Annotated in this window: 24 protein-coding genes and 1 pseudogene; 22 read left to right on the top strand and 3 right to left on the bottom strand. The window is 62.4% G+C overall.

What is annotated here, in order from left to right; genetic code table 11:
• Window positions 1-20: 20 nt before the first annotated feature.
• Window positions 21-3,371, top strand: a complete 3,351-nt coding sequence (gene mscK, locus DKB71_RS02775; RefSeq protein ID WP_408599561.1) for a mechanosensitive channel MscK — start codon at window positions 21-23, stop codon at window positions 3,369-3,371.
• 48 nt (window positions 3,372-3,419) lie between these two features.
• Complete coding sequence (gene selO / locus DKB71_RS02770) at window positions 3,420-4,883, top strand: protein adenylyltransferase SelO (RefSeq protein WP_408599560.1); 1,464 nt, start codon at window positions 3,420-3,422, stop codon at window positions 4,881-4,883.
• Between the two features lie 6 nt (window positions 4,884-4,889).
• On the opposite strand, the gene DKB71_RS02765 is transcribed toward selO, so the two are convergent.
• Window positions 4,890-5,291 carry a type II toxin-antitoxin system HigA family antitoxin gene (locus tag DKB71_RS02765; protein ID WP_274076053.1) on the bottom strand — a complete coding sequence of 134 codons (402 nt, stop codon included), beginning with the start codon at window positions 5,289-5,291 and terminating at the stop codon, window positions 4,890-4,892.
• A pseudogene (locus tag DKB71_RS02760) lies at window positions 5,288-5,582 on the bottom strand (type II toxin-antitoxin system HigB family toxin). The gene DKB71_RS02765 and the pseudogene DKB71_RS02760 overlap by 4 nt, the downstream one beginning before the upstream one ends.
• A 195-nt stretch (window positions 5,583-5,777) precedes the next feature.
• On the opposite strand from DKB71_RS02760, the gene trxC reads away from it, so the two are divergent.
• Window positions 5,778-6,212: a thioredoxin TrxC gene (trxC, locus tag DKB71_RS02755; RefSeq protein ID WP_323626713.1), complete on the top strand. Its 435-nt coding sequence runs from the start codon at window positions 5,778-5,780 to the stop codon at window positions 6,210-6,212.
• Window positions 6,213-6,310: 98 nt separating this feature from the next.
• Here the strand turns inward: trxC and DKB71_RS02750 are convergent, their stop codons facing one another.
• On the bottom strand, window positions 6,311-7,081 hold the full coding sequence (locus DKB71_RS02750) for a ParA family protein (protein WP_274076056.1): 771 nt from the start codon (window positions 7,079-7,081) through the stop codon (window positions 6,311-6,313).
• Between the two features lie 354 nt (window positions 7,082-7,435).
• Between DKB71_RS02750 and DKB71_RS02745 the strand changes: the two genes are divergently transcribed.
• Genes DKB71_RS02745 through DKB71_RS02655 form a run of 19 tightly spaced genes read left to right on the top strand, consistent with a single transcriptional unit; the run spans window position 7,436 to window position 24,817 of the window.
• The gene (locus DKB71_RS02745; RefSeq protein ID WP_274076057.1) at window positions 7,436-8,161 is read left to right on the top strand and encodes a beta-ketoacyl synthase chain length factor; all 726 of its coding nucleotides are present in this window, start codon (window positions 7,436-7,438) and stop codon (window positions 8,159-8,161) included.
• On the top strand, window positions 8,137-8,949 hold the full coding sequence (locus DKB71_RS02740) for a 1-acyl-sn-glycerol-3-phosphate acyltransferase (protein WP_274076058.1): 813 nt from the start codon (window positions 8,137-8,139) through the stop codon (window positions 8,947-8,949). Before DKB71_RS02745 ends, DKB71_RS02740 begins: the two co-directional genes overlap by 25 nt.
• Window positions 8,927-9,202 carry a phosphopantetheine-binding protein gene (locus DKB71_RS02735; protein WP_408599559.1) on the top strand — a complete coding sequence of 92 codons (276 nt, stop codon included), beginning with the start codon at window positions 8,927-8,929 and terminating at the stop codon, window positions 9,200-9,202. The genes DKB71_RS02740 and DKB71_RS02735 overlap by 23 nt, the downstream gene beginning before the upstream one ends.
• 9 nt (window positions 9,203-9,211) lie before the next feature.
• On the top strand, window positions 9,212-9,466 hold the full coding sequence (locus tag DKB71_RS02730) for an acyl carrier protein (RefSeq protein WP_046819912.1): 255 nt from the start codon (window positions 9,212-9,214) through the stop codon (window positions 9,464-9,466).
• Window positions 9,463-10,008 carry a hypothetical protein gene (locus tag DKB71_RS02725; RefSeq protein WP_274076060.1) on the top strand — a complete coding sequence of 182 codons (546 nt, stop codon included), beginning with the start codon at window positions 9,463-9,465 and terminating at the stop codon, window positions 10,006-10,008. Before DKB71_RS02730 ends, DKB71_RS02725 begins: the two co-directional genes overlap by 4 nt.
• Complete coding sequence (locus tag DKB71_RS02720) at window positions 10,005-11,684, top strand: AMP-binding protein (RefSeq protein ID WP_408599558.1); 1,680 nt, start codon at window positions 10,005-10,007, stop codon at window positions 11,682-11,684. The genes DKB71_RS02725 and DKB71_RS02720 overlap by 4 nt, the downstream gene beginning before the upstream one ends.
• The gene (locus tag DKB71_RS02715; RefSeq protein ID WP_408599557.1) at window positions 11,677-12,411 is read left to right on the top strand and encodes a glycosyltransferase family 2 protein; all 735 of its coding nucleotides are present in this window, start codon (window positions 11,677-11,679) and stop codon (window positions 12,409-12,411) included. The genes DKB71_RS02720 and DKB71_RS02715 overlap by 8 nt, the downstream gene beginning before the upstream one ends.
• Window positions 12,408-13,349 (top strand): glycosyl transferase, encoded by a 942-nt coding sequence (locus DKB71_RS02710; protein WP_408599556.1) that lies wholly within the window; start codon window positions 12,408-12,410, stop codon window positions 13,347-13,349. Before DKB71_RS02715 ends, DKB71_RS02710 begins: the two co-directional genes overlap by 4 nt.
• Window positions 13,330-14,874 (top strand): histidine ammonia-lyase, encoded by a 1,545-nt coding sequence (gene hutH, locus DKB71_RS02705; RefSeq protein ID WP_408599555.1) that lies wholly within the window; start codon window positions 13,330-13,332, stop codon window positions 14,872-14,874. Before DKB71_RS02710 ends, hutH begins: the two co-directional genes overlap by 20 nt.
• Entirely contained in the window at window positions 14,867-15,292 is a 426-nt protein-coding gene (locus tag DKB71_RS02700) for a thioesterase family protein (protein WP_274076065.1), read from the top strand. Before hutH ends, DKB71_RS02700 begins: the two co-directional genes overlap by 8 nt.
• A complete protein-coding gene (locus DKB71_RS02695; RefSeq protein ID WP_323606462.1) occupies window positions 15,289-15,981 on the top strand; it encodes an outer membrane lipoprotein carrier protein LolA in 693 nt (230 codons plus the stop codon). Before DKB71_RS02700 ends, DKB71_RS02695 begins: the two co-directional genes overlap by 4 nt.
• Window positions 15,965-18,304, top strand: a complete 2,340-nt coding sequence (locus DKB71_RS02690; RefSeq protein ID WP_408599554.1) for an MMPL family transporter — start codon at window positions 15,965-15,967, stop codon at window positions 18,302-18,304. Before DKB71_RS02695 ends, DKB71_RS02690 begins: the two co-directional genes overlap by 17 nt.
• Window positions 18,301-19,461, top strand: coding sequence for a sodium:proton antiporter (locus DKB71_RS02685; protein ID WP_408599553.1), 1,161 nt, complete (start codon window positions 18,301-18,303; stop codon window positions 19,459-19,461). The genes DKB71_RS02690 and DKB71_RS02685 overlap by 4 nt, the downstream gene beginning before the upstream one ends.
• Window positions 19,448-20,695: an NAD(P)/FAD-dependent oxidoreductase gene (locus DKB71_RS02680; RefSeq protein WP_408599552.1), complete on the top strand. Its 1,248-nt coding sequence runs from the start codon at window positions 19,448-19,450 to the stop codon at window positions 20,693-20,695. The genes DKB71_RS02685 and DKB71_RS02680 overlap by 14 nt, the downstream gene beginning before the upstream one ends.
• Window positions 20,696-20,732: 37 nt before the next feature.
• On the top strand, window positions 20,733-21,215 hold the full coding sequence (locus DKB71_RS02675) for a hypothetical protein (RefSeq protein WP_408599551.1): 483 nt from the start codon (window positions 20,733-20,735) through the stop codon (window positions 21,213-21,215).
• Window positions 21,212-22,408, top strand: a complete 1,197-nt coding sequence (locus DKB71_RS02670) for a beta-ketoacyl-[acyl-carrier-protein] synthase family protein (protein ID WP_408599550.1) — start codon at window positions 21,212-21,214, stop codon at window positions 22,406-22,408. The genes DKB71_RS02675 and DKB71_RS02670 overlap by 4 nt, the downstream gene beginning before the upstream one ends.
• On the top strand, window positions 22,405-22,866 hold the full coding sequence (locus tag DKB71_RS02665) for a hotdog family protein (protein WP_274076072.1): 462 nt from the start codon (window positions 22,405-22,407) through the stop codon (window positions 22,864-22,866). Before DKB71_RS02670 ends, DKB71_RS02665 begins: the two co-directional genes overlap by 4 nt.
• The gene (gene fabG / locus DKB71_RS02660) at window positions 22,863-23,591 is read left to right on the top strand and encodes a 3-oxoacyl-ACP reductase FabG (protein WP_323606468.1); all 729 of its coding nucleotides are present in this window, start codon (window positions 22,863-22,865) and stop codon (window positions 23,589-23,591) included. Before DKB71_RS02665 ends, fabG begins: the two co-directional genes overlap by 4 nt.
• A complete protein-coding gene (locus DKB71_RS02655) occupies window positions 23,591-24,817 on the top strand; it encodes a beta-ketoacyl-ACP synthase (protein ID WP_046819927.1) in 1,227 nt (408 codons plus the stop codon). The genes fabG and DKB71_RS02655 overlap by 1 nt, the downstream gene beginning before the upstream one ends.
• Window positions 24,818-24,858 lie beyond the last annotated feature (41 nt).

Raw genomic sequence — 24,858 nt, 5'->3', positions numbered from 1 at the left:
CCTGTTTTTGATCGGTCTCTATGTCAAGCCTGCGCACTTTTTTCGTCATGGTCCTTTTGGGGCTGAGCCTCTCTGTCGGTACAGTACAAGCCGCCGAACCGCCGAACCGCGAATCCGTGCAGGCGAGCCTGGACAAGATCGCCGACCGCAAACTGCCGGAAGCCGACCAGAAGGCCCTGCAATCGGTCCTGCAAAGCACGCTGACACAGCTCAACAACCAGCGCGACTACGAGCAGAAGCTGGTCGACCTCAAGCAACAACTGGCGACCGCGCCCAAACTGACCATCGAGAACCAGCGTGAACTGGCCCGCCTGAAAGCCAGCAGCGTGGTGCCGGTGGCGCAACGCTTTGCCAAGGAGTCGATCCAGCAGCTTGAGCAAATGCTCACCGAACGGGCAACCCAGCAAAGCGATCTGCAAAAAGCCCTGGGCGACGCCAACAGCCTGATCATCACCGCCCAGACTCGCCCCGAACGCGCACAGGCGGAAATTTCCGCCAGCCAGACGCGCATCCAGCAGATCAACAACATCCTCAAGGCCGGCAAAGACGCCGGCAAGACCCTGAGCGGCGAGCAACGGGACCAGCTCAATGCCGAGCTCGCGGCCTTGAACGCCCTGATCCCGCTGCGCCGCCAGGAACTGGCGGGCAACACTCAGCTGCAAGACCTGGGCAACAGCCAGCATGATCTGCTGTCGGAAAAATCAGATCGCCTGGACCAGGAAATTCAAGAGCTGCAAAACCTGATCAACCAGAAGCGCCTCGCGCAGTCCCAGGAAACGGTCACCCAGCAATCGATCGAAGCCCAGAAGGCCGGCGGCAGCAGCCTGCTGGCCATCGAAAGCACGGCCAACCTGAAGCTCTCGGACTACCTGCTCAAAAGCACCGACCGCCTCAACGAAGTCACTCAGAAAAACCTGCAGACCAAGCAGCAACTGGACAGCCTGACCCAGAGCGATTCCGCCCTGGACGAACAGATCAACGTGCTCAAGGGCAGCCTGCTGCTCTCCAAGATTCTCTACAAACAGAAACAGGCCTTGCCGCGCCTTCGGGTCGACCGTGACCTGGCGGACCAGATCGCCGACATTCGCCTGTATCAGTTCGAAGTCAGCCAGCAACGGGAGTTGCTCAGCAACCCGGCCGCCTACGTCGACAACCTGCTGTCGACCCAGCCGCCGGAGCAAGTCACGCCGCAGCTGCGCAAGAGCCTGCTGGAACTGGCCACCACCCGCGCCGACCTGCTGGAGCGGCTTAACCGCGAACTGAGCGCGGTGCTCAACGAATCCATCACCCTGCAACTGAACCAGAAACAACTGCTCAGTACGGCGCAAAGCCTGCGCGCGACCCTCGACGAGCAGATGTTCTGGATTCCCAGCAACAAGCCACTGGATCTGGAGTGGATGCGGGCTGTGCCGGAACGCCTGAACCGTCAGGTCGACACCCTGCCCTGGGCCTCGAGCCTGAGTGAACTGGTCGACGGCCTGACCCAGCGCCCGCTGCTATTCCTGCCGCTGGCGTTGCTGATTGGCGCACTGCTGTGGCGACGCAAGCAGCTGTATGCGCGCCTCAACAAGGTTCACCAGGACATCGGCCACTTCAAGCGCGACAGCCAGTGGCACACGCCCCAGGCCATCCTGATCAACATCCTGCTGGCGATGCCGGTGTCGCTGGGCCTCGCCCTGTGTGGCCTGGCCCTGCAAATCGACGCCCGCGGGCAGAACGCGAGCATGGGCGCGGCGTTGCTGCAAATGGCCGGGGCCTGGCTGGTGTTCTACACCGCCTACCGCATCCTGGCGCCAGGTGGCGTAGCGGAACTGCATTTCCGCTGGGAAAAACCCCAGGTCGAATTCCTCCGCGGCTGGGTTCGTCGCCTTGGCATGGTGGTGATGGCGCTGGTCACCGTGGTGGCGGTTGCCGAGCTGCAACCAGCGGCTTTGGCCGATGACGTGCTCGGCATGCCGGTGGTGCTGATCTGCTACGCACTGATGACCTGGCTGCTCAGCCGCTTGCTGATCAGCAGCCCGACCCACGAAAACGCCTCGCTGTTCCGCAAGGTCCTGGGCATCGGGTTTACCGCGTTGCCCATCGCGCTGTTCGTGGCCGTGTGTTTTGGTTACTACTACACCGCGCTGAAACTCAGTGACCGGCTGATCAACACCCTTTACCTGCTGATGTTCTGGCTGGTGATCGAAGCGACCTTCGTGCGCGGCCTGAGCGTGGCGGCGCGCCGCCTGGCTTACCAGCGCGCCCTGGCCAAACGCCAGGCGGCGAAGGAAGCTGGCGATGGCGAAGCGGTCATCGAAGAACCGACGATGGACATCGAGAAGGTCAACGAACAGTCCCTGCGCCTGATCCGCCTGGCGCTGCTGGGCGGCTTCATCGCCGCGCTCTACTGGGTCTGGGCCGACCTGATCACGGTGTTCTCGTACCTGGACAACGTCACCCTCTACGAATACACCAGCGGCACCGGCGCCAACATGAGCATGGTGCCGATCAGCATCGGCGACATGCTCGGCGCGCTGATCATCATCGGCATCACCTTTGCCCTGGCGCGTAACTTGCCGGGTCTGCTGGAAGTGTTCGTGCTGTCGAAGCTGAACCTGGCCCAGGGCAGCGCCTACGCCACCACCACGCTGCTGTCCTATGTGATCGCCGGCATCGGCTTCGTCTCGACCCTGTCGACCCTCGGCGTGAGCTGGGACAAGTTGCAATGGCTGGTCGCGGCACTGTCGGTAGGCCTTGGCTTCGGCATGCAGGAGATCTTCGCCAACTTCATCTCCGGCATCATGATCCTGTTCGAACGCCCGGTGCGCATTGGCGACACCATCACCATCGGCAACCTGTCGGGTACGGTGAGCAAGATCCGCATCCGCGCCACCACCATCACCGACTTCGACCGCAAGGACATCATCGTCCCGAACAAGACGTTCATTACCGGGCAACTGATCAACTGGTCGCTGACCGATACCATCACCCGAGTCACCCTCAAGCTCGGGGTCGACTACGGCTCGGACCTCGACCTGGTGAAAGAACTGCTGTTGAAAGCCGCACGGGAAAACCCGCGGGTGCTCAAGGAACCCGAGCCGCACGTGTACTTCCTGAACTTCGGCGAAAGCACCCTCGACCACGAACTGCGCATGCATGTGCGCGACCTGGGCGACCGCAACCCGGTGCTCGATGAGGTCAACCGCTTCATCAACCGCGAGTTCAAGAAGCAGCACATCAACATCTCGTTCCGCCAGATGGAGGTCTACCTCAAGAACCTTCACGGCCAGGAATACAAACTGGTGCCGATCGAACCGGAAACGAAAACCATCGTGCCAATGGTCGACGGCAAGCCGGCGCAGGAACCGCCCGCCGCCAAACTCGACTAACCGGCCAATCCCCAGCAGAATGCTCGGACATTCTGCTGGAGCCGGCCCTTGAAAGCCCTCGACGAACTGACCTTCGACAACCGCTTCGACCGCCTGGGCGATGCGTTTTCCGCCCACGTGCTGCCCGAACCTATCGATAACCCACGCTTGGTAGTCGCGAGCCCGGCTGCCATGGCCCTACTCGACCTCGACCCCGCAGTGGCCGAGACCCCAGAGTTCGCCGAGCTGTTCAGCGGCCACAAACTCTGGGCCGACGCGATTCCCAGGGCGATGGTCTATTCCGGTCATCAGTTCGGCTCCTACAACCCGCAACTGGGCGACGGTCGCGGCCTGTTGCTGGGCGAGGTGTACAACGAAGCCGGCGAACATTGGGACCTGCACCTCAAGGGCGCCGGCCAGACGCCCTTTTCGCGCATGGGCGATGGCCGTGCGGTGCTGCGTTCCTCGATCCGCGAGTTCCTCGCCTCCGAAGCCTTGCATGCCCTGAACATCCCGACCACCCGGGCGCTGTGCGTGATCGGCTCCGACACCCCGGTCTGGCGGGAAAAACAGGAGCGCGCGGCCATGGTCCTGCGCCTGGCACCGAGCCATGTGCGCTTTGGGCATTTCGAATATTTCTACTACACCAAACGCCCCGAGCAGCAGAAAGTGCTGGGTGAGCATGTTCTGGCCATGCACTTTCCCGAGTGCCTGGAACAACCGGAACCGTATCTGGCGATGTTCCGTGAAATCGTCGAGCGCAACGCCGAACTGATCGCCAAGTGGCAGGCTTATGGCTTCTGCCACGGGGTGATGAACACCGACAACATGTCGATCCTCGGTATCACGTTCGATTTCGGCCCGTTCGCCTTCCTCGATGACTTCGACGCCAATTTCATCTGCAACCACTCCGATGATCAGGGTCGCTATTCATTCAGCAACCAGGTGCCGATCGGCCAGTGGAACCTCAGCGCCCTGGCCCAGGCCCTGACACCGTTCATCAGTGTCGAAGCGCTGCGCGAAACCTTGGGCCTGTACCTGCCGCTGTTCCAGGCCCATTACCTGGACCTGATGCGCCGCCGCCTGGGCCTGACCACCGCCGAGGACGACGACCAGAAGCTGCTGGAGCATCTGCTGCAATTGATGCAGAACAGCGGCGTCGATTACAGCCTGTTCTTCCGGCGCCTGGGTGAAGACTCACCCGAAGCGGCTATCGCCCGTTTGCGCGATGACTTCGTTGACCTCAAGGGTTTCGATGCCTGGGGCGAGCTCTATGTCGCCCGCGTGGCCCGAGAAGGCGAGGTGGATCAGGAGGAGCGTCGCAAGCGGATGCATGCCGTGAATCCGCTGTACATCCTGCGCAACTACCTGGCGCAGAAGGCTATCGATGCGGCGGAAAGTGGCGACTACTCGGAGGTTCGCCGACTGCACGCCGTGCTGAGCAAGCCGTTCGAGGAACAGCCGGGGATGGAAAGCTACGCCGAACGGCCGCCGGAGTGGGGCAAGCATCTGGAGATCAGTTGTTCGTCGTGAGACGCGTCAGATAAAGACGTCCACCGGCACATTGAAGCGCTCGGCCAACCAGCGGATCTGCCGCAGGTTGAGCTGGCGCTTGCCGCTCAGGATCTCGGAAACGACCGACTGAGGCCCGACGCCTGGCAGGTCGCTTTGAGTCAAACCATGTTCGCGCATCATGTATCCAAGCACTTCAGCACCTGTGGCTTGGGGCATTGGGTGATGCTTGTGATCCCATTCCTCAATCCAGTCACCGATGATGTCCACCAGACTCATCAGAGGATGCGACTCGTCAACTCCGGTCATCTCGAGTAACTCGTCGAGTGCCTGCACCAGCGTGTCATAGTCGTCTTCGTTTTTGGGTTTGCGTAGCAATGGCGCTACAAACTCCCAGTGCTCCGCTGCGTTTTTTATCAGAATGCTCATACCCTACCCTCCTTCCATTTACCGCGGTCATATTCGCGGTGATCCAGCACATGCTTGATGTAGATTTTTTGATGCCGATCGAACGTAGGCGATCAGCCGTAATTTGTTACCACCAATATCGAAAACATGAAGCTCACCAACCTTGTCGGTTGCGGGAAATGAAGACTTCATTGCTGCAAAATCATTTGGCGTGACGCGCTTTACCGTTCGATACCACTGGTCCAGTGCACTGGCCGCCTGCGGCCACTTTTCCTTGGCATCCCAGATTCGTTTTTCGGAAAACACTCGCATGCAACATCCTTATCGCATTGCGCAATGGTGAGTTAATCACAGACTGAAAATATCGCAATATGCGATAACCCAAACCAGACCAGTGGTCTCGCTTAGTACGACTCAGCCTAGTTTTATCGAGCGACACCGCACAATTGAAAATATGAGCAAACGTCTCCAAATAGCAGTGATCGGCTTCTCAACAGGACCTCCCTCATGACCGACCCACTCCTCATCCCCTGCCCCCACTGCAACGGCCTGAACCGTATTCCGGCGGAGCGCCTCAACGACCATCCGAAATGCGGACGCTGCAAGGCCGAACTCCTGCTGAACAAGCCTTTCGAACTCAAGCAAGGCGATTACGCCAGTCAGATCAAGGGCGATCTGCCACTTTTGGTGGATGTGTGGGCAGACTGGTGCGGGCCGTGCAAGTCGTTTGCGCCGGTGTTCGAGCAGGCGGCAGGGCAATTGGCGGGCAAGTGCCGGCTGGCCAAGCTGGACAGCGAGGCGAACCAGCAATTGTCGGCACAGCTGGGCATACGCTCGATTCCGAGTCTGATTCTGTTCAAGAACGGCCGGGAAGTGGCGCGTCAGAGCGGGGCGTTCCCGCTACCGCAGCTGATGAGCTGGTTGCGTAGCCAGGGGATCTGAGACCGCCATAAAGATCGCAGCCTGCGGCAGCTCCTACATAGAAATCAGTGTTGAAACGATCTCTGTAGGAGCTGCCGCAGGCTGCGATCTTTTGATCTTCAGGTGTTTTCCAGCAGGTTGTGCAACTCGACAAACTGCTGAGTCAACTTGTGCCGCGGATCGAGATGGATCAGCGGCGTATTCGCCTGGTGGGATTCGCGCATACGCACCGAGCTGGCCAGGTACACCGGCAGCACCGGCAGGCCCTCGGCGATCAGCTCATCGAGAATTTGCTGTGGCAGGCTGGCGCGGGCCTGGAACTGGTTGACGACGATGCCTTCGACTTCCAGCCCTTCGTTATGGTCTTCCTTGAGCTCTTCGATTTCCGCCAGCACACCGTATAGCGCCTGACGCGAGAAACTGTCGCAATCGAAGGGAATTAGCACACGATCGGCGGCAATCAATGCTGAAACAGCATAGAAATTCAAAGCAGGAGGGGTATCGAGGTAAATCCGGTCGTAATCCTCGTCCAGCTCTTCAAGCAATTTTCGCAGCTTGTTGATCTTGTGCTTGGCCTCAAGCTTTGGCTGCAGGTCCGCCAATTCGGCAGTAGCGGTCACGACATGGAGGTTTTCGAACGGGGTTTCGTAGATGTCGACCTGGTTCTTCCTGGAGAAAGGCCCGGAGGACAGAGTCTGCTTGAAGAAATCGGCAATACCCATCGGGATATCGTCACCGGTGAGGCCGGTCAGGTACTGAGTGGAGTTGGCCTGGGCATCGAGATCGACCAACAAGGTGCGATAACCCTCGCTGGCGCTGACCGCCGCCAGATTGCAGGCAATACTGGATTTGCCCACGCCACCTTTCTGATTGAACACCACGCGCCGCATTGCAAAACCTCCGTGTATCAAAGAATGACCGAGTGTAGTGGTCCACGGCATGGCTTCGCTACCTCACAAACACAGGGACTACACGGTCATCAGCCTTTTCCTGCTGAAAAAGCCGCTGGCGCCTTATTGAACCGAGTCCAAAGCCGACAGACGGCCCATGAAAACGTGAATGATTGCCAATCGTTCAGTTTTTGCGAACTGACCGGTAAATCCCACTGGGCAAAATGTAACCAGCATTTGCTACAGGTTCGCCGCACCGGGATAATGCGCACCACTCGGCGCCAAGCGCCACGTAGGGTGTGCCGTGCCAATGCGTCACTCACCGCGTCAGGAAGCCTGCAAGGGCGGGATTGAATGTCTGTGATCAATTTCAACATCGCCCAGTGGCGCGCTTGGGCCCCGGGGCTTGAAAGCGTGGATGACTGGCAGGCTTGGTGCCGGCAACCCTCGATGTTGCCGGGCAGCGATGCCGCACCCGATGTCTCGTTCCTGCCGGCCATGCAGCGTCGGCGGCTCAGCCGTCTGGCGAGGATGGCCTTCAGTGTCGGCTGGCCATTGGCCGAAGGTCGTCAGGACCTGCCATTGGTCTTTGTTTCCCGTCACGGCGAAACCCCACGGACCTTCGATATTCTCAGCGACCTGGCCGTCGACCAGCCGCTGTCGCCGACCCAGTTCAGCCTGTCAGTGCATAACGCGATCATCGGCCTGTGGTCGATCATGCGCGGTGAAACCAGCGAAATGACTGCCTTGGCCGCCGCTGGCGACGGCCTGGAGCACGGCATGCTGGAGGCCGCGGCCCTGCTGGCTGAAGGCGCACCTGCGGTATTGCTGGTGATCACCGAAGAGCAGCCACCGCAGGCCTATTCGACCTGGATCGACGATGTGCCCTTCCCCTATGCCGTCGGCCTGCTGATTACCCCGGGCAATGACTGGCAGTTGACCCTGAACAGCGCCACGGATGCGTTGTCCAAAGCTCGCTGGCCTCACGCGCTGAATCTGTTGTGCACGCTGCTCGGCCCGCAAACCACCTGCCAACATGCCTGGAAAAATCGTGTATGGACCTGGCAACGCAGCCTGTGACTGAAAAAAACCGCGATGCCTATTATTGGCGGCTGCTGGCCACGGCCGCCAGCTTTGCCCTGTTCGGGCTGGGCGGCCTGTGCCTGCGCCTGGTGGTTTTCCCGCTGCTGGCCTGCCTGCCGGGTGATGCCCGGACCCACCGGTTGCGCGCGCGACAAACCGTCAGCCGCTGCTTCTGGTTGTTCGTCCGGTTCATGGCCCGCACTGGCGTGCTGACCTACGAGATTCAAGGTGCGGACAAACTCGGGCGACCGGGCCAGATGATCATCGCCAATCATCCATCGCTGATCGATGTGGTGTTCCTGATCGGGCTGGTCCCCCACGCCAACTGCGTGGTCAAGCAAAGCCTTTGGGATAACCCGTTCACTCGCACCCCCCTGCGTCGCACCGAATACATCAGCAACGACGGCAGCATGGACATGCTCGATGCCGCCGCCGATGCGCTCAAACAAGGCCAGCCCCTGATCATCTTTCCCGAAGGCACCCGCACCCAGCCGGGCCAGGCACCCGCCTTTCATCGGGGGGGCGCGGCAATTGCCCTGCGGGGTGCGAAAATCCTCACCCCCGTGGTGATCAAGGTCAGCCCGACCACACTGACCAAGGCCGAACCCTGGTATCGGATCCCCAAGCGCCGCGTACACTTCAGTATTCGCGTCGGGGCCGATATGGACCCCCAGACTTTCGCAGCGCTAGGCCCTGCCCCTCAGGCCTCGCGCAAGCTCAACGATTACTTGCATACCTATTTTACTAAGGAGCTCGCCAAAGATGAGCGATCTGCAGACTCATAACCTGGTGCTGGAAATAAAATCCCTGATCATCGACGCCCTCGGCCTCGAAGACATCAGCGCCGAAGACATCGGCGACGAGCAGACGCTGTTCGGCGAAGGCCTGGGCCTGGACTCGGTGGATGCCCTGGAACTCGGCCTGGCCATCCAGAAAAAATACGGCATCAAGATCGATGCCGACGCCAAGGACACGCGCAATCACTTCAGTAACGTGGCGAGCCTTGCGGCCTTCGTCACCGCAAAACAGGCAGCTTGAGACCGGACCATGCAAACTCGTGACGACATTTTCATAACCCTGCGCGATGCCTTGGTCGAGCTGTTCGAACTGGACCCCGAACGGGTGAGCCTCGAATCCAACCTGTATCAGGACCTGGAAATCGACAGCATCGATGCGGTCGACCTGATCGATCACATCAAGCGCCAGACCGGCAAGAAGATCGCGGCCGAAGAATTCAAATCGGTGCGTACCGTCAGCGACGTGGTCGAGGCGGTCTACCGTCTGGTTCAACCGGCCGCATGAGTCGACTGATCGGCCTCAGCCTGCTGCTGGCGGGCCTGCTATACCCTTTTGCGGTGTATTTCGGCATGGAGCATTTCGCGCCGTGGCAGTTCGGGCTGCTGCTGGGCAGCCTGTGGCTGGCCCGAGCGCTGACCGGCAAGCGACGACCAGGCAGCTTGTGGATGGCATGCGTGGCCATCCTGTTCTGCCTGTTGCTGGCGCTGTTCGACAGTCCGTCGCTGCTGCGTTGGTATCCGGTACTGATCAGCGGGTTCATGCTGGGACTGTTCGGGCTGAGCCTGAAATACGGCCCGCCGATGGTTGAACGCCTGGCCCGCCTGCGCGAAGCGCATTTGCCGGTCAAGGCCATCCGCTATACCCGCCAGGTGACCATCGCCTGGTGCGTCTTTTTCCTGTGCAACGGGATCTGCGCTGCAGCCCTGACACTGTGGGCGCCGCTGAGCTGGTGGATGCTGTACACCGGCCTGATCTCCTACGGATTGATAGGCCTGATGTTTGCCATTGAATGGCTGATACGACAACGGGTACGAGGCCGCCCATGAACTGGATAAAACTTGAGCACCTGCTGCTCAAGGCCGAGCCGGAGCGTGCCGTGACGGCCGAACCGCAGCTCGATCACACACAATTGCGCGAGCAGGCCCTGCGCCTGGCCGCCAGCCTGCAAAACCGCGGTGTGCGGCGCATTGCCGTGCATCTTGAAGACGCCGCCGACCTGGCGATTGCCCTGTTGGGCGCATGGCGTGCCGGGGTAGGCGTGCTGCTGCCGGCCGACCTGCAACCGCAGACCCGCCAGCGCTGGTCCGGCGAAGTGGATGTATGGCTCACCGATCAGCCGGACGATGCACACCTGGGCGATTACCAGGATTCCCCCCTTGGCGCCGCCGCCCTCGACCTTGAAGGCTGCTCGCTGAGCCTGTGCACCTCCGGCTCCAGCGGCGAACCCAAGCGCATCGAAAAAAACCTGGGCCAACTGGTCAATGAAGTTGAGGCCCTGGAACAGCTGTGGGGCGCCGACCTGGGTTCGGCTTGCATCATTGGCAGCGTCGCCACCCAGCACATCTATGGCCTGCTGTTCCGGGTACTGTGGCCACTGTGCGCGGGGCGCCCGTTCGTGCGCAGGCAACTGGCCTTCCCGGAAGACCTGCAGCGCGCCAGTCGCGAGTACCCGGCCTTCGCCTGGGTGGCCAGCCCGGCCCTGCTCAAGCGCATGGGCGACAACCTCGACTGGGCAGCGCTGAGCGCGGTGCGTCGGGTATTTTCCTCCGGTGGCGCACTGCCAGCCGAGGCCGCGCAGCGCCTGCAACAACGCCTTCACCAATGGCCGACGGAAATTTTCGGCAGTTCGGAAACGGGCGGCATCGCCTGGCGCCAGGGTCAGTCCCTGTGGCAGCCCTTTGCCAACGTTCAGTTGAGCCAGGACGACCAGGGGGCCTTGCTCATCACCTCGCCCTACTTGCCTGACGGCCATATCGAGCACACGGCCGATGCCGCGCGAATTGCGGCTGACGGCCGCTTCGAACTGCTCGGACGCCTGGATCGGATCGTCAAGCTGGAAGAGAAACGGATCTCGCTGCCGATGCTGGAGCAGGCGCTGATGGCCCACGACTGGGTGGCCGAAGCGCGCCTGGGTGTCGTTCAGGAAAACCGCGCCTCGTTGGGCGCGCTGGTGGTCCTGACTGACGCGGGCCTGCATGTACTGCGCAATCAAGGACGACGCACACTCACGGAACAATTGCGGCAACACCTGAGCCTGCATTGCGAAACCCTGGCCTTGCCAAGGCGCTGGCGCCTGCTGCAACAACTGCCGCTCAACGCCCAGGGCAAACTGCCCCAGGCCGACGTCGAAGCCCTGCTGCTGGCGCCGCGCCCCAAGGCACCTGTGGTGCTCGAACAGGTCGAAGCCAACGGTGAGTGGAGCCTGCAACTGGCTGTACCCCCGGACCTTGCCTATTTCAGCGGGCACTTCCCTACCGCGCCGGTGCTGCCCGGTGTGGTGCAGGTGGAGTGGGCAATGCATCTGGGCCAACAGCTGATGAACCTGCCGGAGACATTCGCCGGCATGGAAGTACTCAAGTTCCAGCAACTGATCCGTCCCGGCGATGAAGTCCAGTTGCACCTGCGCTTCGACCCGAGCCGCGGCAAACTGTATTTCGCCTATCGCAACGAAATCGCCACCTGCTCCAGCGGGCGGATCCTGCTGGTGGCGGCGCATGCATAATCCCTGCGCCGTGGTGCCGGTCTACAACCACGAAACCGCGATCACCACCGTGGTGGATGCGCTGCTCGCCAGCCACCTGCCGTGCATTCTGGTGGACGACGCCAGCAGCCCGGCCTGTGCCAGGGTGCTCGATCAATTGGCGTTGCGCGACAACGTGCACCTGATCCGCCTCGCCGCCAACCAGGGCAAGGGCGGTGCGGTGATGACCGGTTTTCGCGAAGCCTCGCGCCTGGGTTTCAGCCACGCCTTGCAGGTGGATGCCGACGGCCAGCACGACCTGCAGGATGTGCAACGTTTTATCGAACGCTCCCGCGCCCATCCCGAAGCCGTAGTCTGTGGCTATCCGCTCTACGATGACAGCGTGCCGAAGGGTCGTTTGTACGCCCGCTACCTGACCCACGTCATGGTCTGGATCAACACCCTGTCGCTGCAGATTCGCGATTCCATGTGCGGCTATCGCGTCTACCCCTTGCCGCCGGTGCTGGCGCTGATCGAATCGGCGAAGATCGGCAAGCGCATGGACTTCGACTCGGACATCCTGGTGCGCCTGGCCTGGCGCGGACTGCCGATGTTATGGCTGCAAACCAGGGTGCATTACCCGATGGACGGTGTTTCACATTTCCGCATGTTCCACGACAACGTGCTGATTTCGAGCATGCACACCCGGTTGTTCTTCGGCATGTTATTTCGCTCGCCGGTGATTCTCTGGCGACGGTGGCGCCCATGAGCGTCAACAAGGAGCACTGGGCCGATCGCGAGGAACGCGGCAGCTTCTGGCTGATGAAATTCACCGCCGTCGCCGCCAAACTGCTGGGTCGTCGACTGCTGAGCCCGTTGCTGTACGGCATTGTCCTGTACTTTTTCCTGTTCGGCCGCAGTGCCCGCCACAGTGCCTGGCAGTACCAGCAACGGCTCGCCGACTGGAGCGGTCGCGACGAACTGCGCCCGAGCCATTGGCGGGTGTTCGGCCAGTTCATGGCTTTCGCCGACTCCCTGCTCGACAAGCTCGACGTGTGGAACGGCAAGCTGAGCATCGAGCAGATCGAAATCATCGACCCGGCGCTGCTGCGCAACCAGCTGCGCGGCACTCGCGGGCAAATGCTCGTGGGCGCTCACCTGGGCAATCTCGAAGTCTGCCGCGCCCTGGCGGAGATCGGCGAACGTGTCACCATGAACGTGCTGGTGCACACCAAGCATGCCGAACGCTTCAATCGCTTGCTGGGCGAAGCCGGTGCGACCAATCTGCGGCTGATCCAGGTCAGTGAGCTGGACCCGGTGATTATGCTGCAACTGCACGAACGCCTGGAACGCGGCGAATGGCTGGCGATTGCCGGCGACCGCGTGCCGCTGCACGGCGGGCGTAGTGTGACGGTGGACTTCCTGGGTCATCCGGCAAAATTCCCGCAAGGGCCGTGGCTGCTGGCCGGGCTGTTGAAATGCCCGGTCAACCTGCTGCTGTGCCTGAAGAAACCCGATGGCGGCTATCGACTGACCCTCGAACCCTTCGCTGACGCGATCACCTGGAAACGAACCGAGCGCGAACAGGTCATTCATCAGTGGGCCGCCCGTTATGCCGAGCGCCTGAGTCACTATTGCCTCGAAGCGCCTCAACAATGGTTCAACTTTTACCCATTTTGGAAGACCGATGACGACGCCAACGCTTGAGCCTGTAATCTTCGGCGAACGCCCTTTGCGCATCGACGATGTGCTGGCCCTGGCCAACCGCCAGGCGCCGGCGCAATTGCAGGGCGACCCGACGTTCCGCCAGCGCATCGCCAAAGGCGCGCAGTTCCTCGATTCCCTGCTGGACAAGGAAGGCGTGATCTACGGCGTGACCACCGGCTACGGTGATTCCTGCGTGGTCGCGGTGCCGCTGCATCACGTCGAGGCCTTGCCGCGTCATCTGTACACCTTCCACGGCTGCGGCCTGGGCAAGCTGCTGGACGCGCAGGCCACCCGCGCGGTGCTGGCGGCCCGTTTGCAGTCGCTTTGCCAGGGTGTGTCCGGGGTGCGCGTGGAACTGCTGGAACGCCTGCAGGCGTTCCTTGAACACGACATTTTGCCGCTGATTCCGGAAGAAGGTTCGGTGGGCGCCAGCGGCGATCTGACGCCGCTGTCGTACGTCGCCGCCACACTGTCCGGCGAGCGTGAAGTGATGTATCGCAGCGAGCGCCGGCAAGCCGCCGATGTGCACCGCGAACTTGGCTGGCAGCCGCTGGTGCTGCGGCCCAAGGAAGCCCTGGCGCTGATGAACGGTACCGCCGTGATGACCGGGCTCGCCTGCCTGGCCTACGCCCGCGCCGATTACCTGCTGCAACTGGCCACGCGCATCACCGCACTGAATGTGGTGGCGCTGCAAGGCAACCCGGAGCATTTCGATGAGCGCCTGTTCGCCGCCAAACCGCACCCGGGGCAGATGCAAGTCGCCGCGTGGCTGCGCAAGGACCTGGCCATCGACGCACCGACCGCGCCGTTGCATCGCCTGCAAGACCGCTACTCGCTGCGTTGCGCGCCCCATGTCCTCGGCGTGCTGGCCGACAGCCTGAACTGGCTGCGCTCGTTCATTGAAATCGAGCTCAACAGCGCCAACGACAACCCGATCATCGATGCCGAGGCCGAGCGCGTGCTGCATGGCGGGCACTTCTACGGCGGGCACATCGCGTTCGCCATGGACAGCCTGAAAAACCTCGTGGCCAACGTCGCCGACCTGCTCGATCGACAACTCGCCCTGTTGGTGGATGAGCGCTACAACCACGGTTTGCCAAGCAACCTGTCCGGCGCCACGGCCGAGCGCGCCATGCTCAACCACGGCTTCAAGGCCGTGCAGATCGGCACCAGCGCCTGGACCGCCGAAGCGCTGAAAAACACCATGCCCGCCAGCGTTTTCTCGCGCTCCACCGAATGCCACAACCAGGACAAGGTGAGCATGGGCACCATCGCGGCCCGTGATGCGATCCGCGTGCTGGAGCTGACCGAGCAGGTCGCCGCCGCCACCTTGCTGGCCGCCAACCAGGGCGTGTGGCTGCGCGCCCAGGCCGAGGATGCACGGCCGCTGCCACCGGCCCTGGCGGCCATGCACGAAGCACTGGCCAAGGATTTTCCGCCGGTCATCGAAGACCGCGCGCTGGAAGGCGAATTGCGCCTGTGTCTGCAACGAATCGCCGCACAACACTGGAGGCTGCATGCGTAGCAAGGGAGTGCTTCACACCGATACACAAATCGTCGTGCCGTTCTTCGACGTCGACCGGATGAACGTCGTCTGGCACGGTCATTACGTCAAATACCTGGAAATCGCCCGCTGCGCATTGCTCGACAAGATCGGCCACAACTACACGGCGATGTCCGAGTCCGGTTATGCGTGGCCGGTGATCGACCTGCAATTGCGCTACGTACGCGGTGCGGAGTTCGGGCAGAAGCTCAACGTGCGCGCCAATCTGGTGGAATGGGAGAACCGGTTAAAGATCAACTACCTGATCAGTGACCTGGAAACCGGCGAGCGCCTGACTCGCGCCGTGTCCGTGCAGGTCGCCGTCGACATGAGCAATCGCGAAATGCAATTGGCCTCACCCAAGGTGTTCACCGATGCCGTAGCGAGGGCGCTGCCATGATTGTGTCCCCTGTAGGAGCGGGCTTGCCCGCGATGGTCGTTAACGGTGACGCTGGGCACCTGACACTCCGCGGTGCTCTCAGGTTTTTCGCGAGCAAGCTCGCTCCTACAGTGTTTTGCGTGTTGCTGGGCATTCCAGGGCTGGCCAACGCCTTCGACCTGCAGCAACTCAGCGAGCAACTGGCCAGGCCCGAGGTGATCCACGGCAACTTCATCCAGGAAAAACACCTGCGCGCCCTGCCCCAGCCACTGACCAGCAAGGGCACTTTCGTCCTGGCGAAAAATCATGGCCTGTTGTGGCTGCTGAAAACGCCGTTGCAACAGGACTACCGCATCAACGCCGCAGGCATTGCCCGACGTGACGCCAGCGGCTGGCAGATGCTGCCGGGCAAGAGTGCCGGCGCCGAGCAGAACCGCTTGTTCCTGGCCGTCCTGCAAGGCGACAGCAGCGGGCTGCAACGGGACTTCGAGCTGTCTCTCGCGGGCGACGCGCAGAACTGGACACTGACATTGACGCCGCGCTCGATGCTGCTCAAGCAGGTGTTCAACCAGATCAACATCACCGGCGGCGAACTGGTGCACAGCATCGAGTTGCTGGAAACCCAGGGCGACAGCACCCTGTTGCGCATGCAGGACAGCACCAGCGCGCAACCCTTGAGCGACACGGAGCAGCATGACTTTGCCGAGTGAACGCAGGCTGCCGTGGCTATTCCTGATCCTGCTGGTGGCAGTGCTGGCGCTCGCCGGCTGGCAATGGCGCAACGGCGCCCCACTGTCGGCCAACCTGATGGAACTGGTGCCCGGCACCGCGCCGGATGCGCTGGAATTGCGCGCCGAACAACGCATGCAGGAGCCGCTGAACCGCGACATGCTGGTGCTGGTTGGCCATAGCGATAGGCAGCAAGCCATCGCCATGGCGCAAACGCTGGGGGATCAGTGGCAAGCCAGCGGCCTGTTCGAAAAGGTCCAATGGAACCTGCAAGCCGACTTGCCGGCGTTGCGCACGCAACTGCTGCAAGGCCGACTGGCCATGCTCGCGGCCGACGATCGCGAGCAATTGATCGAGCACCCCGATGCCTTTATCCAGCAACGGGTGCAAGCGCTATTCGACCCCTTCACCGGCTTCAGCCTGGTGCCGAGCCAGGATGACTGGCTGGGCCTGACCGGGCGCATCCAGAACAGCCAGCCACAGCACGGTGCCGTGCAACTGGACATTGGCAGTGGCGCCTTGATCGCCGAGGCTGATGGCAAGCACTGGGTGCTGTTGCGAGCGCGGGCCACCGGCAACGCCTTCGACATGAACCTGCCGCTGCAAGTGGCCGACCTGCTCCAGCACAGCCGCGATGAAGCCGCCCGGGCCGACGTGCAACTGCTCGCCGCCAGTGGCTTGTTGTACGCAGCCAACGGCCAGCGCCAGGCGTCCCGGGAGATGACCTGGGTCGGGGGCGGTGCCACCGTCGGGATCCTGTTGTTGCTGTTGCTGGCCTTCCGCCGCTGGCGTGTCCTGCTGGCGTTCGTTCCGGTGCTGGTGGGCATGCTGTTCGGCGCGGTGGCCTGCGTGGCACTGTTCGGCCACATGCATGTGATGACGCTGGTACTGGGTTCGAGCCTGATCGGTGTCGCCGTCGATTACCCCCTGCATTATTTGTCCAAGAGCTGGAGCCTGAAACCCTGGCACAGTTGGCCGGCGCTGCGCCTGACCTTGCCGGGCCTGACCCTGAGCCTGGTCACCAGCGCCATCGGCTACCTGGCCCTGGCCTGGACGCCCTTCCCGGCCTTGACCCAGATCGCCGTGTTTTCGGCGGCAGGCCTGCTGGGTGCCTATTTGTCCGCAGTGTGCCTTCTACCGGCGCTGCTCAAGGGTGCCGAGCTGCGCCCGGCGCTATGGCCACTGCGGCTTTGCGAATATTTACTGGCGTGCCGCGAAGCGTTGCTGCGGTATTTGAGCACGCCGGTATTACTGGCGCTGCTGATCGCTTTTTGTGCCGGCGGCCTGGTACAGCTCCAGACCCGTAACGACATCCGCCAATGGGTCGGCGCGCCCCAGCAGTTGACCGACGAAGCGAAGACCATTGCGCGAATCACCGGTTATCAACCCACCAGCCAGTTCTTCCTCGTGCAGGCGGCCGACCAACAGCAATTGCTCGAACGCCAGGGCGCCCTGAGTGAACGCCTGGATCAGTTGGTTGGCCTGGAGAAACTCCAGGGTTACCTGTCACTCAATCAACTGGTCAGCCCGCCCAGCGAACAGCACAAGGTTCGCGAGGCGTTGAGCAAACTGCCGGCGTTCTGGCAGCCGTTGCTCGATGTCGGCGTACCGGCCCAGGCGCTGCAGGCGGAGCTGAGCCAATTGCAGGCGCTGCCTGTCGAAGATATCGACAGCGCGCTGGCCGGTCCCTTGGCCGAGCCTTATCGCCTGTTGTGGCTGGGGCCGACCGCGGACGGCGTGGCGGCGATGGTCAGCTTGCAGGGCCTGAACAATCCTGCCCTGTTACGGGTACAGGCCGAGGATTTGCCAGGCGTGAAACTGGTGGACCGCCTGGGCGAGTTGAACAGCGTGTTCGCCGCCACCCAGATCAGTGCCTCCGAACTGAAACTCGCCTCCTGCGTGCTGATCGTGCTGGTGCTGATCCTGCCGTTCGGTCTTGGCGGTGCGCTGCGAATTGTTTCCCTGCCCTTGCTGGCGGCCTTGTGCAGCCTGGCCAGTCTTGGCTGGCTGGGGCAGCCTTTGACCCTGTTCAGCCTGTTCGGCCTGCTGCTGGTGACGGCGATCAGTGTCGACTACGCCATCCTCATGCGCGAACAGGTCGGCGGCGCCGCCGTAAGCCTGCTGGGCACCTTGCTGGCCGCGCTGACCACCTGGCTGTCGTTCGGCCTGCTGGCGGTTTCGAGCACGCCAGCGGTGAGCAACTTCGGCCTGTCAGTGAGCCTGGGCCTGGTCTTCAGCTTCCTGCTCGCGCCCTGGGCCGGTCGCCAGGTACACGCCGCCAGCCTCACGGAGCCAACTCAATGATGATCGGGCTGTTCTGGGCGATGGCCCTGGTACTGTTCGCCGTAGCGACCCGGGTCGGGCGCCATTTCGGCCTGATCCCCATCGTCAGCCAGTTGTTGCTGGCAACCCTCGGCCTGCCCCTGCTGATGTACTTCTGGATCGAACCACAATGGCAAATGAGCGGCGCAGCACTGGTATCACCGGGCTGGCTGAAGAACCTCTACAGCCTGAGTTTCGCCCTGCTGCTGGGCTATATCCTCAGCGATGTGATCGATCTGCAACTGGACCGCCAGAGCTTGAAAATCGCCCTGCCGAGTTTCTGCATTCCGTTCGCGTGCGGCCTGGCCACGGCCATCTGGCTGTTGCCGCCGCAACCCTGGATCAGTTCGCTGGCGGTCGGCCTGCTGTTCGCCATCACCGCGATCCCGGTGTTATACCTGTACCTGCGGCATATTAATTACCCGCACAGCGCCACCCGGCGACTGGTGCAGACCGCGATCATCATCGACCTGGCCTGCTGGACCCTGTTCGCCATCGCTCAAGGCAGCCTGCACCTGAGCAGCCTGTTGCTGCCCCTGGCCGGCGCCTGCCTGCCCGTGCTGCTGCGGTTGTTGGGCCTGCGGCAAACCTGGCTCTACAGCCTGGGCTTTTTCGCGTTACTGGTGGTCGCCGAACACTACAAGCTCAATGCGCTGATTTTCGGCATCGGTTATGTACTGGTCATGGCGGCGCTCAAGGCGCCGCTGGTGCTGCCATTGCCGGCGATCTGGATGAACCGCTTGCAGACGTACATCGCCATTCCGCTGATACTCACCTTCGGTATCGTGCAGATCAACGTTCACAGCGCCATGGACAGCCTCGGCTGGGTGCAGCTGGCGGCCCTGCTGCTGTTGCCGATCGCCAGCAAGCTGCTCGGCAACTGGCTCGGCCTTGGCTGGGCCGGCGCCTCGTTCCAGGGCGCCAGTCGCTGGCGCGAAAGCGTATTGCTGAACATTCGCGGCTTGAGCGAAATCGTCTTTCTCAACCTGCTGCTGCAACAACAGCTCATCAGCCCGGCGCTGTACTTTGCGCTGATGCTGATGGGCCTGGTCGCGACCCTGCTGCCGGCATTGGCCGGCATGCACCGGATCCCATTGATAGCTGCCGCCCAGGCAAGGAGCCCCCATGCCAACCGTTGAAACGCAACGTCGTCAGATCGTGGTCATCGGCGCGGGTCCCTCAGGGGCCATCGCCGCCGCGCTGCTCAAGCGCAAGGGGCATGACGTACTGGTGATCGAACGCCAGCATTTCCCGCGGTTTTCCATCGGCGAAAGCCTGTTGTCCCACTGCCTGGATTTCGTCGAGGAAGCGGGCATGCTCGACGCCGTCAATGCGGCGGGTTTCCAGTTGAAAACCGGCGCGGCGTTTGCCTGGGGCGAGCGCTACAGCACCTTCGATTTCGGCGACACCTTCACCCAGGGCAAGCCGACGACTTTCCAGGTCCAGCGCGCCGATTTCGACCAACTGCTGGCTGACCAGGCAGCGCTGCAGGGCGTGGAAATCCGCTATGGCGAAACCATCGTCAGCGTCGATATCGAACAGCCCAAGCCGTTGCTCGGCGTACGGCGCGAAGACGGCAGCGAGTACCGCATCGAGGCTGACTTCATGCTCGACGCCAGCGGTTACGGCCGTGTCCTGCCGCGCCTGCTCGACCTTGAAGCACCGTCGAATTTCCCGGTGCGCCAGGCGGTGTTCACCCATGTCGAAGACCATATCGACCACCCGAACTTCGACCGCACCAAGATCCTCATCACCACCCATCCCATCCAGCGTGACGTCTGGTTCTGGACCATTCCGTTCAGCAATGGCCGCTGCTCGGTCGGTGTGGTGGCCGCGGCGGAACATTTCGAGGGCCGCAGCGACAACCTCGACGATTGCCTGCGCGGCTTCATTGCCGAGACCCCCAGCCTGGCCGGGGTACTGGACAATGCCGTGTGGGATACGCCGGCACGCACCATCGGCGGCTACTCGGCCAACGTCAAAACCCTGCACGGTCGCGGTTTCGCCTTGCTGGGCAATGCCGCGGAATTTCTCGACCCGGTGTTTTCCTCCGGCGTGACCATCGCCATGCGCTCGGCGAGCATGGCCGCAAGCGTCCTGCACCGCCAGCTGCAAGGCGAGTCCGTGGACTGGCAGCGTGAATTCGCCGAACCGCTCAAGCGCGGGGTCGATACGTTCCGCTGCTACGTCGAGGGCTGGTACGCCGGGACTTTCCAGGACGTGATCTACTACCCGGATGGCAATCCGGAAATCCGCCGCATGATCAGCTCGATCCTCGCCGGTTATGCCTGGGACGAGCGCAATCCATTCGTCGCTGAACCGAAACGCCGGCTGCGGATGTTGTCAGAACTCTGTGCAAGGGAAGCGACATGAGCAACGTGGTGCGCCAGCCCGTTGAAGGGTGCGTCTGATGATTCGATGCCTGCTGCTCGGTTGCCTCCTGCTGCTGAGTGCCTGCGCCAGCCAGGCGCCGCTGCCCGAGCAGACCCCGAGCATGGCGTTGCCGCTGCAATTGCACATCCAGCGCCTGCAGGCCGAACAGCGCCAGGACTGGGTATTGGTCATCCAGCGTGAAGGCCCGGCAATACGCTGGTCGATGATGGACCTGCTGGGCATTCCCCAGGCCCGTCAGAAACTGATCGACGGCCATTGGCACGCCGATGGCCTGTTGCCGCCCAACCCGGAAGCCCGGGAGTTGTTCGCCGCACTGCTGTTTGCGCTGACCCCCAGGAATGAGCTGTCTGGCAACTACCCGGACGCATGGCAACATGGCGCACAACGCTCGCTGCCAGAGCGCTGGGATGTCCGTTATTCACAACCATTGAGCTTCGAATTGAACCTGCCCAAAGGCCCGAAATATCAAATCACGTCCCTGAGCGGTGACACGCCATGACGGCCTACCTCAATGCCCTCGGCGTCGTCTGCGCCCTGGGCCGCGACAAGCACGAAGTCGCCCGCAACCTGTTTGCCGGCGATTGCTCCGGTATGCGCACCGAGGTCGGCTGGGTGGCGCAGAAGTCATTGCCGGTGGGCGCGGTCACTGGCGAACTCGTACCGATTCCCGCAGAGTTGACCTGCCAACGCAGCCGCAACAATCAACTGCTGATGGAGGCCGCGCTGCAGATTCGCCACGACATCGACCAGGCCATCCAGACTTACGGCCGCGAGCGCATCGGTATCGTGCTGGGCACCAGCACGTCGGGCATCGACGAAGCCAGCCAAAGCCTGGCCCGTTACGTACGTGAGCAGCAATTCCCCGCCGACTACGACTACCAGCAACAGGAACTCGGCGCGCCGGCGAATTTTCTCGCCGACTGGCTGCAATTGAGCGGCCCGGCCTATGTGATCTCCACCGCCTGCACCTCCAGCGCACGCGCGCTGATGAGTGCCCAGCGCCTGCTCGACCTGGGCATCTGCGACGTGGTCTTGTGCGGAGGTGTCGACACCCTGTGCAAGCTGACCCTCAATGGCTTCTCGGCACTCGAAGCGGTGTCCGGGCAACGCTGCAATCCGTTTTCGGTGAACCGCAACGGCATCAATATCGGCGAAGCAGCCGTGCTGTTCCTGATGAGCAAACAGCCTGGCGACACCCAGCCGATTGCCCTGCTGGGCAGTGGCGCCAGTTCCGATGCGCACCACATTTCCGCCCCGGAACCCACCGGCCGTGGCGCCCAGCAGGCGATGCGCAAGGCGTTGAGCCGGGCCGGACTTGAGCCTGAGCAGATCGCCTACCTGAACCTGCATGGCACCGCCACCCAACACAACGACGCCATGGAAAGCCATGCGGTGGCGGCGTTGTTCCCGGCCGGCGTGCCCTGTTCTTCGAGCAAACCCATGACCGGTCATACCCTTGGCGCGGCCGGCGCGCTGGAAGCCGCGTTCTGCTGGTTGAGCCTGAGCAGCGACAACCGCGAGCACCGTCTGGCGCCGCATGTCTGGGACGGCCAGCCCGACCCGGAACTGCCGGCCCTGAAATGGGTGACTCCCGCCGATCGCCTGGCGTCCACTGGACCTCGCTACCTGATGAGCAATTCCTTCGCCTTCGGTGGCAACAACGTCAGCCTGATTATCGGAGACGCCCCATGATTGACTGGCCGCTCGCCGAACTGCTGCCCCATGCTGGCGACATGATCCTCATCGAGCAGATCCTGGCATTCGATGAAGAACAGATTCATACCCGCCTCAGGGTCAAGCCAGACGGCCTGTTCAACCTGCCCGACGGCAGCCTGCCCGCCTGGGTCGGTATCGAACTGATGGCCCAGAGCGTGGCGGCCTTCGCCGGTTGCCATGCACGCCAGCGCGGCGATGCCGTGGAGCTTGGCTTTTTGCTCGGTTCGCGCAAGTTCGAATGCAACGTCGACCGTTTCCCCGCCGGCACCGAGCTGACCCTGCACGGCATCCGTTCGCTGGAAGACGACAACGGCATGGGCGTGTTCGAGTGCCATATCAACGCACCCGGCATTCATGCCAGCGCCCGGCTGAACGTGTATCGCCCGCCTCAGGCGGCTCAATATCTTCATGAATCCGAAGGAGTCCAGTCATGACTGAATCCGTACTGGTCACCGGTTCCAGCCGTGGCATCGGCCGCGCTATCGCCCTGCGCCTGGCACGGGCCGGGCATGACATCGTGCTGCATTGCCGCAGTGGCCTGGCGGACGCCCAAGCCGTGCAAGGCGAGATCGAGGCCCTGGGTCGCACTGCGCGCATCCTGCAATTCGACGTGTCCGACCGCGCCGGTTGCAAGGCCAAGCTTGAAGCCGACGTCGAAACCCATGGCGCCTATTACGGCGTGGTGCTCAACGCCGGGCTGACGCGTGATGGTGCTTTTCCGGCGCTGAGCGAGGATGATTGGGATGTGGTGATGCGCACCAACCTCGACGGTTTCTACAACGTGCTGCACCCGGTGATGATGCCGATGATTCGTCGTCGCGCCGCCGGGCGGATTGTATGCATCACCTCGGTGTCGGGCTTGATCGGCAATCGCGGCCAGGTCAACTACAGCGCCTCCAAGGCTGGCTTGATCGGCGCGGCGAAAGCATTGGCGATCGAGCTGGGCAAGCGCAAGATCACCGTCAACTGTGTCGCACCCGGCCTGATCGACACAGCCATGCTCGATGAAAACGTGCCGGTGGATGAACTGATGAAAATGATCCCCGCAGGGCGCATGGGCACCGCTGAAGAGGTGGCCGGCGCGGTGAATTTCCTTATGTCCGCGGAAGCCTCGTACATCACCCGGCAGGTTCTGGCCGTCAATGGAGGCCTGTGCTGATGAAGCGCGTCGTCGTCACCGGCATGGCCGGCATTACCTCCCTGGGCAGCGACTGGGAAACCATCGCTGGCCACTTCGCGGCCAACCGCAGCGGCATTCGTCGAATGGATGAATGGGACCGCTTCACCGAACTCAATACGCGCCTGGCCGGGCCCATCGATGACTTCAAGGTGCCGAGCCACTGGACGCGCAAACAACTGCGCAGCATGGGCCGCGTTTCACGGCTGGCCGTCGGCGCGGCGGAACAGGCGCTGGCCGACGCCGGACTGCTCGGTGACGAATCGATCAAGGACGGGCGCATGGGCGTCGCCTGCGGTTCCTCGACCGGCAGCACCGACGAGATCAAGGCATTCGGCAACATGCTGCTCAACTCGGTGGCCGAAGGCCTGAACGCCAATTCCTACGTGCGCATGATGCCGCACACCACGGCGGCCAACATCAGCATTTTCTTCGGCCTCACCGGCCGCCTGATCCCCACCTCCAGCGCTTGCACCAGCGGCAGCCAGGGCATCGGCTATGCCTACGAAGCCATCAAGTTCGGCCGCCTGCCGCTGATGCTCGCCGGCGGCGCCGAAGAACTGTGCCCCACCGAAGCCATGGTCTTCGACGCGCTCTACGCCACCAGCCTGAAAAACAGCGCCCCGCACACCACCCCACGCCCCTACGACAAAGGGCGCGACGGCCTGGTGATCGGTGAAGGCGGCGGCATGCTGGTGCTCGAAGAACTGGAACACGCCCTGGCGCGGGGTGCCCGTATCCATGCCGAACTCGTCGGCTTCGGCAGCAATGCCGACGGCCAACACACCACCCGCCCGGAGCAAGTCACCATGCGCCGGGCCATGGAGCTGGCCCTGGAAGACGCGGGCTTGAGCCCTGCCGACATCGGCTACGTCAACGGTCACGGCACGGCCACCGAACAGGGCGACATCGCCGAAACCCTCGCCACCAGCAGCCTGTTCGGCGAACACATGCCGATCAGCTCGCAAAAGAGCTTCCTCGGCCACACCCTTGGCGCCTGTGGTGCGCTGGAGTCCTGGTTCAGCATCGAAATGATGAACCGCGACCTGTATGCGCACACACTGAACCTTGATGAGGTCGACCCGCACTGCGGCAAGCTGGACTACCTGCGTGGCGAGTTTCGGCAGATGAGCAACCAGTATGTGATGAACAATAATTTTGCGTTTGGCGGGGTGAATACTTCGCTGATTTTCAAGCGCTGGGCGTAAGCAAAATCAAAAGATCGCAGCCTGCGGCAGCTCCTACAGGG

The sequence above is a fragment of the Pseudomonas sp. PLMAX genome (genome assembly GCF_046042685.1).
Classification (GTDB): Bacteria; Pseudomonadota; Gammaproteobacteria; order Pseudomonadales; family Pseudomonadaceae; genus Aquipseudomonas; species Aquipseudomonas putida_AE.
The sequence above is the reverse complement of the archived record's forward strand: the minus strand, read 5'-3'. Positions and strand labels throughout refer to the sequence as shown.

What these genes read in the sequence shown, in the direction of transcription:
- hutH (WP_408599555.1), top strand. Translation starts at nt 13,330, where the DNA reads ATGACGACGCCAACGCTTGAGCCTGTAATCTTCGGCGAACGCCCTTTG.
- DKB71_RS02670 (WP_408599550.1), top strand. Translation starts at nt 21,212, where the DNA reads ATGACGGCCTACCTCAATGCCCTCGGCGTCGTCTGCGCCCTGGGCCGC.
- DKB71_RS02730 (WP_046819912.1), top strand. Translation starts at nt 9,212, where the DNA reads ATGCAAACTCGTGACGACATTTTCATAACCCTGCGCGATGCCTTGGTC.
- DKB71_RS02690 (WP_408599554.1), top strand. Translation starts at nt 15,965, where the DNA reads ATGACTTTGCCGAGTGAACGCAGGCTGCCGTGGCTATTCCTGATCCTG.
- DKB71_RS02740 (WP_274076058.1), top strand. Translation starts at nt 8,137, where the DNA reads ATGGACCTGGCAACGCAGCCTGTGACTGAAAAAAACCGCGATGCCTAT.
- DKB71_RS02665 (WP_274076072.1), top strand. Translation starts at nt 22,405, where the DNA reads ATGATTGACTGGCCGCTCGCCGAACTGCTGCCCCATGCTGGCGACATG.
- DKB71_RS02675 (WP_408599551.1), top strand. Translation starts at nt 20,733, where the DNA reads ATGATTCGATGCCTGCTGCTCGGTTGCCTCCTGCTGCTGAGTGCCTGC.
- DKB71_RS02720 (WP_408599558.1), top strand. Translation starts at nt 10,005, where the DNA reads ATGAACTGGATAAAACTTGAGCACCTGCTGCTCAAGGCCGAGCCGGAG.
- DKB71_RS02700 (WP_274076065.1), top strand. Translation starts at nt 14,867, where the DNA reads ATGCGTAGCAAGGGAGTGCTTCACACCGATACACAAATCGTCGTGCCG.
- DKB71_RS02685 (WP_408599553.1), top strand. Translation starts at nt 18,301, where the DNA reads ATGATGATCGGGCTGTTCTGGGCGATGGCCCTGGTACTGTTCGCCGTA.
- DKB71_RS02750 (WP_274076056.1), bottom strand. Translation starts at nt 7,081, where the DNA reads ATGCGGCGCGTGGTGTTCAATCAGAAAGGTGGCGTGGGCAAATCCAGT.
- DKB71_RS02655 (WP_046819927.1), top strand. Translation starts at nt 23,591, where the DNA reads ATGAAGCGCGTCGTCGTCACCGGCATGGCCGGCATTACCTCCCTGGGC.
- DKB71_RS02735 (WP_408599559.1), top strand. Translation starts at nt 8,927, where the DNA reads ATGAGCGATCTGCAGACTCATAACCTGGTGCTGGAAATAAAATCCCTG.
- mscK (WP_408599561.1), top strand. Translation starts at nt 21, where the DNA reads ATGTCAAGCCTGCGCACTTTTTTCGTCATGGTCCTTTTGGGGCTGAGC.
- DKB71_RS02765 (WP_274076053.1), bottom strand. Translation starts at nt 5,291, where the DNA reads ATGAGCATTCTGATAAAAAACGCAGCGGAGCACTGGGAGTTTGTAGCG.
- DKB71_RS02710 (WP_408599556.1), top strand. Translation starts at nt 12,408, where the DNA reads ATGAGCGTCAACAAGGAGCACTGGGCCGATCGCGAGGAACGCGGCAGC.
- DKB71_RS02715 (WP_408599557.1), top strand. Translation starts at nt 11,677, where the DNA reads ATGCATAATCCCTGCGCCGTGGTGCCGGTCTACAACCACGAAACCGCG.
- DKB71_RS02695 (WP_323606462.1), top strand. Translation starts at nt 15,289, where the DNA reads ATGATTGTGTCCCCTGTAGGAGCGGGCTTGCCCGCGATGGTCGTTAAC.
- DKB71_RS02680 (WP_408599552.1), top strand. Translation starts at nt 19,448, where the DNA reads ATGCCAACCGTTGAAACGCAACGTCGTCAGATCGTGGTCATCGGCGCG.
- DKB71_RS02725 (WP_274076060.1), top strand. Translation starts at nt 9,463, where the DNA reads ATGAGTCGACTGATCGGCCTCAGCCTGCTGCTGGCGGGCCTGCTATAC.
- DKB71_RS02745 (WP_274076057.1), top strand. Translation starts at nt 7,436, where the DNA reads ATGTCTGTGATCAATTTCAACATCGCCCAGTGGCGCGCTTGGGCCCCG.
- trxC (WP_323626713.1), top strand. Translation starts at nt 5,778, where the DNA reads ATGACCGACCCACTCCTCATCCCCTGCCCCCACTGCAACGGCCTGAAC.
- fabG (WP_323606468.1), top strand. Translation starts at nt 22,863, where the DNA reads ATGACTGAATCCGTACTGGTCACCGGTTCCAGCCGTGGCATCGGCCGC.